10 protein-coding genes and 1 tRNA gene are annotated in these 13,016 nt (G+C 67.6%); 7 read left to right on the top strand and 4 right to left on the bottom strand.

Going from position 1 to position 13,016, the window contains the following annotated elements; genetic code table 11:
• Window positions 1–20 precede the first annotated feature (20 nt).
• Complete coding sequence (gene carB, locus KQ297_RS07520) at window positions 21–3,326, bottom strand: carbamoyl-phosphate synthase large subunit (RefSeq protein ID WP_259738874.1); 3,306 nt, start codon at window positions 3,324–3,326, stop codon at window positions 21–23.
• A gap of 116 nt (window positions 3,327–3,442) precedes the next feature.
• Between carB and KQ297_RS07515 the strand changes: the two genes are divergently transcribed.
• The 6 genes from KQ297_RS07515 (at window position 3,443) to KQ297_RS07490 (ending at window position 7,966) form a co-directional block, all read left to right on the top strand.
• Entirely contained in the window at window positions 3,443–4,078 is a 636-nt protein-coding gene (locus KQ297_RS07515; RefSeq protein ID WP_259738873.1) for a DUF3318 domain-containing protein, read from the top strand.
• On the top strand, window positions 4,071–4,478 hold the full coding sequence (rsfS, locus tag KQ297_RS07510) for a ribosome silencing factor (RefSeq protein WP_259738872.1): 408 nt from the start codon (window positions 4,071–4,073) through the stop codon (window positions 4,476–4,478). The genes KQ297_RS07515 and rsfS overlap by 8 nt, the downstream gene beginning before the upstream one ends.
• Before the next feature lie 42 nt (window positions 4,479–4,520).
• Complete coding sequence (locus KQ297_RS07505; protein ID WP_259738871.1) at window positions 4,521–5,024, top strand: CGLD27 family protein; 504 nt, start codon at window positions 4,521–4,523, stop codon at window positions 5,022–5,024.
• 31 nt (window positions 5,025–5,055) lie between these two features.
• Window positions 5,056–6,039 carry an asparaginase gene (locus KQ297_RS07500; RefSeq protein WP_259738870.1) on the top strand — a complete coding sequence of 328 codons (984 nt, stop codon included), beginning with the start codon at window positions 5,056–5,058 and terminating at the stop codon, window positions 6,037–6,039.
• A gap of 50 nt (window positions 6,040–6,089) precedes the next feature.
• Window positions 6,090–6,166, top strand: a tRNA-Met gene (locus KQ297_RS07495).
• Window positions 6,167–6,286: 120 nt separating this feature from the next.
• Window positions 6,287–7,966, top strand: coding sequence for a GMC oxidoreductase (locus KQ297_RS07490; protein WP_259738869.1), 1,680 nt, complete (start codon window positions 6,287–6,289; stop codon window positions 7,964–7,966).
• A gap of 152 nt (window positions 7,967–8,118) precedes the next feature.
• On the opposite strand, the gene KQ297_RS07485 is transcribed toward KQ297_RS07490, so the two are convergent.
• From KQ297_RS07485 to KQ297_RS07475, 3 genes are all read right to left on the bottom strand, one after another.
• Window positions 8,119–8,358, bottom strand: coding sequence for a DUF2811 domain-containing protein (locus KQ297_RS07485; protein WP_259738868.1), 240 nt, complete (start codon window positions 8,356–8,358; stop codon window positions 8,119–8,121).
• A gap of 310 nt (window positions 8,359–8,668) precedes the next feature.
• Complete coding sequence (locus KQ297_RS07480; RefSeq protein WP_259738867.1) at window positions 8,669–9,775, bottom strand: sirohydrochlorin chelatase; 1,107 nt, start codon at window positions 9,773–9,775, stop codon at window positions 8,669–8,671.
• A 114-nt stretch (window positions 9,776–9,889) separates the two neighbouring features.
• Window positions 9,890–11,977, bottom strand: a complete 2,088-nt coding sequence (locus tag KQ297_RS07475; RefSeq protein ID WP_259738866.1) for an HDIG domain-containing metalloprotein — start codon at window positions 11,975–11,977, stop codon at window positions 9,890–9,892.
• Between the two features lie 84 nt (window positions 11,978–12,061).
• On the opposite strand from KQ297_RS07475, the gene folD reads away from it, so the two are divergent.
• Complete coding sequence (gene folD, locus KQ297_RS07470) at window positions 12,062–12,964, top strand: bifunctional methylenetetrahydrofolate dehydrogenase/methenyltetrahydrofolate cyclohydrolase FolD (protein WP_259738865.1); 903 nt, start codon at window positions 12,062–12,064, stop codon at window positions 12,962–12,964.
• Window positions 12,965–13,016 lie beyond the last annotated feature (52 nt).

Here is a 13,016-nt window from a genome sequence, read left to right as displayed (position 1 = left end):
GTTGGCGAAGGCCCTCAACCCTAACGAGCGGAATCGGGGTGGATGTCCTGCAGCGCCGTGACCGTGAGCTCCTGGCTCTGAAGGGTGGCGATGGCCTCCACCGCAGCCCTGGCACCGGCGAGGGTGGTCACCGTGGGCACGAGGTAGTCAAGCGCCGCCCTGCGCAGGTACCGGTCGTCGTGGGTGGCCTGGCGGCCGATCGGGGTGTTCACGATCAGCTGAATCAGGCCGGAGCGGATCGCGTCCTCGATGTTCGGCCGGCCTTCATGCACCTTCAGGATCGACTCCACCTCCAGGCCCGCCTCCCGCAGCACGGCGGCGGTGCCGGTGGTGGCGATCAGGGCCAGCCCCAGCTCCGAGAGGCGCTGGGCCACCGGCACCAGGGAAGGCTTGTCGCGGTCGTGGGTGGAGAGGAAGACGGTGCCTCCGAGGGGCAGGGCTTCGCCGGCGGCGATCTCGGCCTTGGCATAGGCCATGCCGAAGCTGGCGCCGCTGCCCATCACTTCCCCGGTGGAGCGCATTTCCGGACCAAGCAGGGTATCGGATCCTGGAAAGCGCTTGAACGGCAGCACCGCCTCCTTCACGTTCTGGAGGGGTGGCCTGGGCTCGCTGGTGAGGCCCAGCTCGCGGAGGCTGTGGCCGGCCATCAGCAGGCTGGCGATCTTCGCCAGGGGCACACCGGTGGCCTTGGCCACGAAGGGCACGGTGCGGGAGGCCCGGGGGTTGGCCTCGATGATGAACACCCGCTCCGCCTGCACGGCGAACTGGAGGTTGATCAGGCCGCTCACGTCGAGGGCCAGGGCGAGGGCTTCGGTCCACTGGCGGATCGTGGCCAGGGCCTGATCGGAGAGCGACACCGCCGGCAGGGCGCAGGCCGAATCGCCCGAGTGGATGCCGGCTGGCTCGATGTGCTCCATCAGGCCACCGATCACCACGCTTCCCTGCCGGTCGGCCAGGGCGTCCACGTCCACTTCAATGGCGTTCTCGAGGTACTGATCGATCAGCACCGGGTGATCGGGCTCCACCTGCACCGCCTCCACCATGTAGCGGTTCAGTTCCTCCTCGTCGAAGACCACCTCCATGGCCCGGCCCCCCAGCACGTAGCTGGGGCGCACCACCACCGGATAGCCCACCCGATCGGCCACGGCGCGGGCCTCGGCCTCGCTGCGGGCCAGGCCGTTGCGCGGCTGGCGGATGTCGAGTCGACGCAGGATCGCCTCGAACTGCTCGCGGTCCTCGGCCTGATCAATCGATTCCGGTGAGGTGCCCCAGAGCCGGGTTCCGGTGGCCAGACCTTCGGGCCCGGCCAGCCAGCGCAGCAGGGGCAGGGCGAGCTTGAGCGGGGTCTGGCCGCCGAACTGGACGATCACCCCCTCCGGTCGTTCCGCCTCGATCACGTTGAGCACGTCTTCGAGGGTGAGCGGCTCGAAATAGAGCCGATCGCTGGTGTCGTAGTCGGTCGACACCGTTTCCGGGTTGCTGTTCACCATCACCGTGGCGAAGCCGTCGGCCCGCAGGGCGAAGGAGGCGTGGCAACAGCAGTAGTCGAACTCGATGCCCTGGCCGATGCGGTTCGGTCCGCCGCCGAGGATCATCACCTTGCGGCGGCGCTCCGGTTGCACTTCATCCTGGGGCTCCAGGCGCACGAGCACTCCGGAGTCATCGAGGCGCTCCAGGGGCCGCTCGTAGGTGGAGTAGTGATACGGGGTGGTGGAGGAGAATTCCGCCGCGCAGGTGTCCACGGTCTTGAACAGGGCATTCACGCCAAGCCCCTGACGGGTTCGGCGCACGCTCAGTTCGTCGCTGCCGCTGGCCCAGGCGATCTGGCGGTCGGAGAAGCCCAGCTGCTTGAGCTCCAGCAGATCAGCCGCCGAAAGCTGCTCCAGCCTGCGGTCCCGCAGCAACCGCTCTTCAGCTTCGAGCAGTCGCCGCAGTTTGGCGAGAAACCAGGGGTCGATGGCGCTGAGCCGGTGGATGTCGTCGTCGCTGCGTCCCGCCACCATCGCGGCCCGTACGGCGTAGATCCGATCGGGCGAGGGCGTACGCAGCATTCGCTCGAGGTCGCTGGGCTCCGGGGGTTCGTCGGGGCGGTCGCAGCCCCAGCCGGCATGGCCCGTTTCCAGGGAACGCAGAGCCTTCTGAAACGATTCCTCGAAGCTCCGGCCGATCGCCATCGCCTCCCCCACCGACTTCATCGAGGTGGTGAGCACCGCCGGGGAGCCCCGGAACTTCTCAAAGGCGAAGCGCGGGATCTTGGTCACCACGTAATCGATCGTGGGCTCGAAGCAGGCTGGGGTCTTGCCCGTGATGTCGTTGAGGATCTCGTCGAGGGTGTAGCCCACCGCCAGGCGGGCGGCGATCTTGGCGATCGGGAAGCCGGTGGCCTTCGACGCCAGCGCCGAGGAGCGGCTCACCCGTGGGTTCATCTCGATCACCACCACATCGCCGTTGGCGGGATTGATGGCGAACTGGATGTTGCTGCCGCCCGTTTCCACGCCGATCTCGCGGATGATCGCGATCGACTGGTCACGCAGCCGCTGGTACTCCCGGTCGGTGAGGGTCTGGGCGGGGGCCACGGTGATCGAATCCCCCGTGTGCACTCCCATCGGGTCGAGGTTCTCGATGCTGCAGATGATCACCACGTTGTCGGCCAGATCGCGCATCACCTCCAGCTCGAACTCCTTCCAGCCGATCAGTGACTTCTCGATCAGGATCTGGTTGACCGGGCTGGCTTCCAGGCCGCTCTTGCAGAACGCTCGGAATTCCTCGGGGTTGTAGGCGATGCCGCCGCCGGATCCCCCGAGCGTGAAGGCCGGCCGGATGATGCGGGGGTAGCTGCCGATCGCTTCCCCCACCGTCTCGGCCTCCTCAAGCGAAGAGGCGATGCCCGAGGGGCACACGGCCACCCCGATCCGCTCCATGGCCTCCTTGAACAGCCGACGGTCCTCGGCCTTCTGGATCGCTTCGAGGTTGGCGCCGATCAGCTCCACCCCGAAGCGCTCAAGGGTGCCGTCCTCGGCCAGGGTGACCGCCAGGTTGAGGGCGGTCTGGCCGCCCATGGTGGGCAGCAGGGCATCGGGACGCTCCAGCTCGATCACCCGTCGCACCACGTCGGGAGTGAGTGGCTCGATGTAGGTGCGATCCGCCATCTCCGGATCGGTCATGATCGAAGCGGGGTTGGAGTTCACGAGCACCACCTCGTAGCCCTCGTCGCGCAGGGCCTTGCAGGCCTGGGTGCCTGAGTAGTCGAATTCGCAGGCCTGGCCGATCACGATCGGTCCCGAGCCCAGCAGAAGGATGCGATGCAGATCCGACCGGCGAGGCATGGGCGGCGTCTGAACGGCCAAACGACGCCAGCCTCTCACGGCCCCTCCACGTCCCGGGCGTTGGGGTGCTGTGTCCTCGCTAACGTGAGCATCTTGAGATCGGCGATCGTGGCTCCATGAGCGAACTCCAGCGCCTGAAGGGGCTCCTCCCTCCGGAGATGCAGAGCTGGGTGTTCGTGGAAGCGGCCGCCTCGGCCGACCCGCCTCTGATCACGATCGAGGAGATCGGCCGCGACGAGGTGGAGGTCCAGGTGGATCTGACCAGGTGGGAGCCCTTCGCCCTCGATCACCGCAACCTGCTCTTCTGGCATGAGGTGGGGCGCATTCAGAACGATGCCGTTCCCCGCGACGGCTGGGAGATGGCCGCCCTGGCGATCGGCCTCGGCGGAGCGATCGGGGAACTCTGGGTTCAGGACGGCCTGCTGCTGATGATGGCCCTGGGCCTGTCCGGATTCGCCGGTTACCGTCTCTACCTCAAGAACAACAACGAGAAGCGCCTGCAGGACGCCATCGCGGCCGACGAGCGGGCCATCTCCCTGGCCTGCCGCTTCGGCTACACCCTCCCCAACGCCTACAAGAGCCTGGGGGGCGCCCTGAAGGAACTGCTCGAGCAGACCCGCAAGAAGCGCCGCCGCTCCTTCTACGAAGACCGCCTCGAGGCCCTGCGCAAGAGTGCCGGGCGGGCCAGGGCTGAAATGGCCCAGCAACAGGGAAGCCGTCAGTCCGTGACCAGTGAGAACGTCTATGGCTGATCCAGCCACCAGCCCCACTGCCGTGGACTCCGGTGACAGCCGGGATCTGGCCCTGCTGGCCGCCGAAGCCTGCGACGACCGCAAGGCGATCGACATCCAGTTGATCCGGGTGGAGGAGGTCTCCTCCCTGGCCGACTGGTTTGTGATCTGCTCCGGCCTCTCCGATGTGCAGGTGCGCGCCATCGCCCGCTCGGTCGAAGATCGTCTTGAGCTGGAGGCCGCCCGCCTGCCCCTGCGCAAGGAAGGCCAGAGCGAAGGCCGCTGGGTGTTGCTTGATTACGGCGAGCTGATCGTGCATGTGCTCACACCGGCGGAGCGCAGCTACTACGACCTCGAATCCTTCTGGGGGCACGGCGAACACGAGCCTTTCCTAAGCTCTGCACAAGCTCTTCCCCAATGAGGGCCGACCCGGCGACTGCCTGCTGACTCCCCTGTGACTGCCATGGATCAGGCCTGCTCGGAGAGCCCCTGCCCGGTGCCGCACGACCAGCGCCCTCTTGAGGAGTATCGCCAGCTCTGTTCCTCCTGGTTCTTCGCCTGGCCCTCCCTCACCAGTGCAGGACTGTGGCGCCCCCTGCTGATCAGCTGGCTGCTGTCGCTGCCGCTCACCGCCCTGATCAGCTCGGGCAGCTGGACACTGCGCCATGACCCCCTGCGGCAGGTGGCCACCGCTTTGGTGGCGGCCGTGTTGCCGGCCCTGCTGCTGCTCTCCCGTCAGTGGCTGGGCTGGTCCTACGTCAACCGTCGCCTGATCGCCGAGCGGGTCGAGTACGAGGAATCCGGCTGGTACGACGGCCAGGTGTGGGAGAAGCCCCTCGCCTGGCGCCAGCAGGATCTGCTGGTGGCCCGCCACCAGGTGCGGCCGGTGCTGGTGCGGCTGCGGCAGGCCCTCGGCATGGCCCTGCTGCTGCTGCTCGGCGGCGCTGGCCTCTGCCAGGCTCTCTGAGCGCTCCACCCGCGGTCCCCATTTCCCCCCGATGACCCTGTCTTCCAGTTTCGGCAGCTCCCAGCGCCCCGGGGTTCCTCCCCTGGAGGTGCGTCTGCTGCGCAACGGCATCGCGGAGTCGGTCCATCGTGTCCACGCCGCGGTCTGCGACAAGCGGGGCCGCGTGCTGATGCGCGCCGGTGATCCCCAGCAGCTCAGCTTTGTGCGCTCGGCGCTGAAGCCTTTCCAGGCCATGGTTTTTGTGAGCAGTGGCGCAGCCGATCAGACCGGCAGCGGCGACCGGGGTCTGGCCATGGCCTGTGCCTCCCATGCCGGCACCGCCTCCCACGCCCGCGAGGCCTTCAAGATCCTCTGGAGCGCCGACATCGAGGCCGAACAGCTGCAGTGCCCCACCCCTGCAGGTGCCGACAGTCCGCTTCAGCACAACTGTTCCGGCAAGCACGCAGCCTTTCTCACCACCTGCCGGCGTCTGCATTGGCCGCTGGAGAGCTATCTGCAGGTGGACCATCCCCTGCAGCAGCAGATCCTGCGCCGGGTGGGGGAACTGCTGGGTCTTCCCGGCGCTGAGCTGGTCACTGCGCGAGACGACTGCGGAGCGCCGACGCTGCAGCTGCCCCTGGCCCAGATGGCCCTGCTGTTCGCCCATCTCGCCTCCTCCGAGCACGCCGATCTCGAACGGCTCAGCCGGGCGATGCTTGCCCATCCCGAGCTGGTGGCCGGTGAGGGTCGCTTCGACACCGAACTGATGGCCCGTGGTCACGGCATGGTGATCAGCAAGGGCGGCGCCGAGGGGATCCAGTGCATCAGCCGGGTGGGCGAGGGACTCGGACTGGCGATCAAGGTGGAAGACGGCGCCAGCCGCGCCAAGCACGCCGTGGCGCTGCACCTGCTGGAGCAACTGGACTGGCTCACCCCGCTCACCCTCGAAGAACTCAAGCGTCAGTTCCTCGTGCCAGGAGAGGCACTGGAGCTGGCGGTGAGCGGAGAACTGCGCTTCGACGCAGCCATCCCCTGAGCTCTCGGTTTGCTGGCCGGCACCTCCGGCTGGTAATCTCCTTCCAACGCCGCGGGGTAGAGCAGTCTGGTAGCTCGTCGGGCTCATAACCCGAAGGTCAGGAGTTCAAATCTCCTCCCCGCCACCACATCACTAAAGCCCAGCCATCTTCAGGTGGCTGGGCTTTTTGCTGGCCGTTCGCCCCCGCAGGCCGCGCCCGGAACCCCTCACCTAGCCTCGCCCCTGACGCTGGCTGGGAAGCCCAGGGATGTCCTCAGGCCTTGCCGCTTCGCTCCGATTCGATCCATCCATCACCTACGACGCGGTGGTGGTGGGCTCAGGAGCCACGGGCGGGGTAGCCGCGATGGTGCTGGCGGAGGCTGGCCTGAGGGTGCTGGTGCTGGAGGCTGGCCCCGACCTGAGCCCGGCGAGGGCCTTCGGCCGGGAACCGCTCAACAGCCTGCGTCGGCTGGCCAACCTCAGCAGCGGCCGCCAGCGGCTGCAGAGTCAGCATCCGGGCTACTGGAAAGCCAATCCCGATCTCTACGTGGATGAGCTCCAGAACCCCTACACCACCCCCGAGCAGCGGCCGTTCCTGTGGAGCCGGGGCAGGCAGGTGGGAGGAAAGAGCCTCACCTGGGGTGGCATCACCCTGCGCCTCTCCGACCACGAGTTCAAGGCGGCCGAGCGGGATGGGCATGGCCTGCCCTGGCCGATCGTCGGGGAGGATCTCGCCCCCATCTATGACCGTCTCGAGCGCATGCTCGGCGTCCATGGCCAGCGCGATGGGCTCCCCCAGCTGCCCGACGGCCAGTATCTGCCTCCGCTGCCCTTCACCCCCGCCGAGAAGCACCTGGGCGCAGCGATCGCCCGCGATCTGGGGCTGCCCCTGATTCACTCCCGTGGGTTCCGTCTGCAGCGTCCCTCGCCGAGCAGCCCCTGGCCTCGCTCCTGTTCCCAGGGCGGCGCCCTGGCCCGTGCCCTGGCCAGCGGCAGGGTCTGCCTGCGCAGTGACGCCGTGGTCAGCCACGTGGAGATCACCGACCGTGGCCTGGCCGATGGGGTCGTGTTTCTTGATCGGCTCAGTGGCGCCAGTCACCGCTGCAGAGCAGCGCTGGTGGTGCTCTGCGCCTCCACGCTCGAGAGCGTGCGCATCCTGCTGCATTCCGGTGAGCCCCATCAGAGCGGCGGTCTGGTGGATGGGTCGGGCACCCTGGGCCGCTACCTGATGGATCACATCTCCACCAGTCGCTTCTTCGCCCTGCCCGACCAGCCCGCGCCGGAGGAGGCCGCCGAACTGTCGGGGGCGGGCAGTGCCTTCATTCCCAACACCGTCAACCTCGACGGCCTCGGCGAGCTGCCTTTTCTGCGGGGTTACGGGATCTGGGCGGGGGTCCAGCGTTTCGATCCGCCTGTCCCGCTCAAACGCCGGCGCCAGGAGGCGGTGGGGTTTCTGATCGGCCATGGCGAGGTGCTGCCCCGGGCCGAGAACCGGCTCAGCCTGAGTGCCACCAAGCGTGACGCCTGGGGACTGCCGGTGCCGCACATCGACTGCCACTGGGGGGAGAACGAGAGGCTGATGGTGGCCCACATGCAGGAGCGCATGCAGCAGGTGGTGACCGCCGGGGGAGGGCGGATCCGCCCTCTTGAGGACCTCTTCCTGTTCCCCCTGGCCGAACCGCTCGTGCGCCGCGGTGTGGCCCTGGCTCCAGCGGCAGCCCCTCCCGGGTATTACATCCACGAACTGGGGGGCGCACGCATGTCGTCGAGCCCTGAGCAGGGTGTGCTCGACCCCTGGAACCGCCACTGGCAGGCGCGCAACCTGCTGGTGACCGATGGTTCCTGCTGGCCCAGTGCCGGCTGGCAGAGCCCCACCCTCACGGAAATGGCGATCACCTGGCGGGCGTGCGCGCGGGCCGCCGATGATCTGCGTCGCTCGGCGATGTGAGCAGCTGCACACCGACACCGGCAACTGGTGTCGATGACCACAATCCCCCAGCTGATCAGGCCGCACACTCTGCAGGCGACCTTTCAACGGGTCGGGCAAGGGAGAAACGGCGGGAGCGGCAGCTTCCGCTTTTTTTTGCCTTCTGCCGTGCCTCAGTTGGAGCCGGCCTTCATGAACAGGCCATTGAGGTAGTGCTGGGTCACGCTGCGGTCGCTGCAGCCGTTCTGGAACAGAAACCCCGCCAGGGCCGCGGTGATCAGCCGGTACTGATCCCAGTGGGGGTGGTTGCGCATGAACTCGTGCATGCCATCGAACAGGGCTTCTGGGATCTCCGCTTCCAGGCTGATGTCAGCACTGCCCTGGGGCTGGAGACCATCGTGGGACTGGGGCATGGATTCACTCTTCGCCAGCCCAGCAAGCCACGGGGAGGGGGGAGGCGTCAAAGCGGCGTGCCGCTCGCCAATCCACCCGGCCCAAGGCTGAGACAGCCAGACCGCTCACGGTCTGGCTGTCCTTCTGGGGCACCGGACCCTGGGCTCAAAGTGCTGTGATCGAGCTGTCAAGTGATGGGCCTGGGGAAGCTCGCAATCCCCAGGCCCAACGCCATGACGGCCAGTTCGGCCCTTCAACCTGTGGAAAAACCCCATGCGGCCTGGGGAAAACCCTGCCAACCTGGGGAAATCGTTGATCAATCAGCAGGGCTTATGCCTGCTGTGTCTCCTGGGACTCGGCTGAGATCGAGACAGGTGAGCCAGCCGCCCCGAGGCTGCGGGGGCCGAGGGGATGGTTGGCCTGGGGGTAGGGCGCATGGCTGTGGTCATGGCTGTGGCTCAGGGGGATCGGCACGCCGTCGGGCTGGCAGGCACCGGTGCATTCCCGCTCGCAGAGGGTGCAGCTCTCCACCAGTCCTTCCACGTGGTGATGGTGGCTGCGCTGGGGAGCGCCCACTTCGCTCTCGAAGCCAAGCACCTGGGCGCGGTACTTGCACAGAGAACAGTTCATCTGGGTTTCCCCTCGGATCACCTCTTCCACCCGCTCGCGGAAGGTGTCGAGCACCAGGGGGTGGTCTCCCAGGTAACTCGCCGAGAGAAACTCGATCTCAGGGTGGTCTTCGGCGACCCGCTGGGTGTGCTGCCGGATCCGGCTCACCAGAACGCCTGAGAACAGAAAATAGGGAAAAACGACGATGCGGCGGAAGCCCAGCTTGATGGCATGGCGCAGGCCGGGTTCCACCAGGGGAAAGGTCACTCCGGAGTAGAGGGTCTCACCCCAGCCGAAGCCCATGCCTTCCACCAGCATCCGCGTCACCTTGCTGACGTTGGAGTTGGCATCGGGGTCGGAGGAGCCACGGCCCACCACCACCAGCAGGGTGTCGTGGCGTGGGACGGAGGCATCAGCCTGCATCAGGCAGGCCTCGATCCTGGCGGCGGCGGCCTGGATCATCTTGCGGTCGACCCCCAGCTCACGGCCGTAGTCGATGCGCAGGCCGGTCTCGGCCGCATAGGTGTTGAGCACCGAGGGAATGTCGTTCTTCGCGTGGCCGGCTGCGAACAGCATCCCCGGCACCGCCAGCACGTGCTCCACGCCCTGGGCCCGCAGGTTGTCCAGGCCATCCCGCAGGATCGGTCGGGCGAATTCCAGATAGCCGTAATCGACGGGGACGCCTGGCAGGCGTGTGCGCAGTCCCTCGGCCAGCTGCGCGAATTCACCCACCGCCAGCCGGTTGCGGCTGCCGTGGCCGCAGACCATCACACCGAGTTTGCCGTGGGGGCCGAGGGCCGCCAGGGGTTGCGCTGGAGAAGAAACCATGGGCCATCCTGCCTGTGGGGACCCTATCGCTCTCCCCTCGGCCCCACTGAAGCCGCCCGTAAGACCTTGTTTGGCAGTGCAGCCCTTCAACCGACGGTCCGCCAGGCTCAGGCCTCAGGCGCTGTAGGCCTTGCGCGCCGGGATCGGATAGGGAATACGGCGGTGACGCATGCGCCGCCAGACCTTCACGAAGGAGCGGATCACCAGTTCCAGTTCACCGCGGCTGAGACCGCTGTCGCGCAGCTGGCCATCCAGCCGGCGGGCATCGATCAACCGTCGCACCATCGCGGAGGCCTCCAGTTCGGAGGTGCCAGGAGGCAGGGAGCGCAGGGCGGCTTCGCAGCCGTCGGCGAGCATCAGGATGGCCGTTTCCCGGCTCTGGGGGGTGGGACCGCGGTAGCGGAAGTCGGCTTCCGGGGTGGAGGGGTCGCGCTCGCGGGCCTGGTGGAAGAAATATCCCATCCGCAGGGTGCCCTGATGCTCGGGAATGAAGTCTTCGAGAGGTCGCGGCAGTCGATACTTCCGAGCCAGTTTCAGTCCTTCATCCACGTGGGCCTGCAGAACCCTGGCGCTTCCGAAGGGATCATCGAGCTCATCGTGGGGATTGGGACCCTCGGTCTGGTTCTCGATGAACCACTGGGGGGCATGAAGCTTGCCCACATCGTGGTACAGGGAACCGGTTCGGATCAGGTCCACATCGGCCCCGATCGCCCGTGCCCCCTCCTCAGCAAGCCCGCAGATCATCAAGGTGTGCTCAAAGGTTCCCGGAGCCTCTGTGGACAGGCGGCGCAGCAATGGCCGCTCCAGATCGGCCATCTCCAGCAGGCGGGCCCGCGTCAGCAACCCGAAGAAGCTCTCCACCAGGGGGCCGAGCAACAGGCCGCCCATCAGCAAGCCCCCCATCAGTAGTGCCTCTGCAGCCAGTTCAGTGCCGCTGGGGGGCACCCGGGTACGTCCATGCCAGAGCGCCACGCTCTGCAGGGCGACCCACTGAATCACCAGAGCGACGATCGGCAGCAGAATCGCCAGCTGCACCAGCTGGGCCCGGCTGCGCTGGCGGCCAGCCAGCACCGCCGCCACCGCCGCCACCAGGGCTGCCACCAGCAGGCGAACTTCGCTGAAATCATCGAGCGGCTGGGGCCAGAGCAGGCTGGCCACCGCCAGCCAGCCCAGCCCGGCCGGTGTCCCCAGGGCCTGGGCCAACAGCAGGGTGGGGGGCACCAGCAGGGCCAGGGGGCTGGCGGCATTCCCCAGCCAGAGCTTGAACCCCTGCACCACCGCCAGCATCGTCAGGGCCAGCAGGGCATGGCGAGGCTCCAGGCTGCAGCGCCAGCGTCGCAGGATCAGCACCATCACCAGGCAACCGGCCATGGCCTCGAGGAAGTAGCCCAACCAGGCCCTCAGCAGGGGGCGGCGGTTCACCAGGCCGAAGTAGTCGAGAACGTCGTAGGCCTGCGGACTGATCGGTTCACCGCGGCGGGCGATCAGATCCCCCTTCTTGACCACGATGCGCGGAATACCCTGTTGGCTCAGCAGCTCCTCAATCAGCTGCTGACTCATCAAAGGGTCGGTGCGCAGATTCGTGCGGCCCTGCAGGTTCGTGGCCAGCAGCCTGCTGCCGAGGCCCAGGCCAGGTTCCGGCATGGGGGAGAGCTGGAGCCGTGCAGCCTGCTGCAGCTGCTGCTTGGCGAGGTTGCCCACGATCCCCTGACTGAGCATCCGTTGCTGCGCCTTGCGCAGGGCCAGCTTCCAGGTGTTGAGATCCTTCGGGTCGCGACCCACCAACCAGCTCTGTTCCAGGGGGCTGAGGTTGAGCGGTCCCACCCGGGTCTGGCTGCTGCGAGCGACCTGATCCAGTTCCTGCAGCTGACGCTCCAGCCGCTCCTGCAGGACCCGGTTCGCCTCCAGGTCGATCACCTGCACGTGGGTTCGGGTCCCCAGCTGAGAGCGCCTCTGCTCGAGGGCCTCGGAATTGATCACGGTGGCGGCCTCGGGGGCGCTCACGCTGATCGGAGCGGCAATGCCTGGACGCAGACTGGGCTCCACCAGCCAGGGCCAGCTGGAGATCATGGCCACCAACGCACAGCCCAGCAGGATGCCCGCCCAGTCGAGCCGCCGCCAGGAGCAGAGGGCCTGGCAGGGACTTTCCTGCCGCATCAGCCGGCGCCAGATGTTCTTGAGGCGACCCCGTCGCAGCACCATCACCGGTCACTTGAAACCCAACGCTAGCGAGAGCGTCTGCGCACGCTTCGCTGCATGCTGGAGCTCACCGCGAGCATGAACCCGATGGCCCTTCGTCTCGACGGCCGCCAACTTGCGGCGGAGCTGGAGAATCGCCTGCGCGCCATCATCAGCGACCGGCTTCAGGGGGCTGGCCGCCCCCCCGGCCTGGCGGTGCTGCGGGTGGGCAACGATCCTGCCAGTGGGGTGTATGTGGCCAACAAGGCCAAGGCCTGCGCCCGGGTGGGCATCCACAGCCTGGTGAAGCATCTGGGCGCCGACACCGGGCAGGCAGAGCTGCTGGCCACGATCGCGGCGCTCAACGACGATCCTGCGGTGGACGGGATCCTGCTGCAACTGCCCCTGCCTGCGGGGTTGGACGACACTCCGCTGCTGGAGGCGATCGATCCGGCCAAGGACGCTGACGGACTGCACGCTCTCAACCTCGGCAGGTTGCTCAGGGGGGAACCCGGGCCACGCAGCTGCACACCGGCCGGGGTGATGGCCCTGCTGGCCCGCCATGGGATCGATCCCGCCGGTCGCCGCGCCGTGGTGGTGGGCCGCAGCATTCTCGTCGGCCAGCCGATGGCCCTGATGCTGCAGGCCGCCGACGCCACCGTGAGCGTGGCCCACTCCCGCACAACCGATCTGCCTGGTCTTACCCGGCAGGCGGAGATCCTGGTGGTGGCCGCCGGGCGCCCGCGCCTTCTGGGCGCCGAGCATGTGCGCCCCGGGGCTGTGGTGGTGGATGTGGGAATCCACCGCCGTGACAGTGGCCTCTGCGGTGATGTGCGGGCTGAGGAGGTGGAGCCGCTGGCCAGCGCCATCACGCCGGTGCCTGGAGGCGTGGGGCCGATGACAGTGACGATGCTGCTGGTGAACACTGTTGTGAGCTGGTGGAACCGCAGCGGGGCAGGCGACCAGGCCGCAGGCCCCGTTGACCATCCGTTGGCGGATCTTCTGCCGTGAGCCACCGCCAGACCGATGGCCTGAGAGAATCCCCGCCAGCGCGCTTGGACCC

It is taken from the genome of Synechococcus sp. CS-205, assembly GCF_025128255.1.
In the GTDB taxonomy this organism is placed as follows: Bacteria; Cyanobacteriota; Cyanobacteriia; order PCC-6307; family Cyanobiaceae; genus Regnicoccus_A.
Note: the sequence above shows the minus strand (reverse complement) of the source record. Positions and strands in the feature narration are given on the sequence as shown.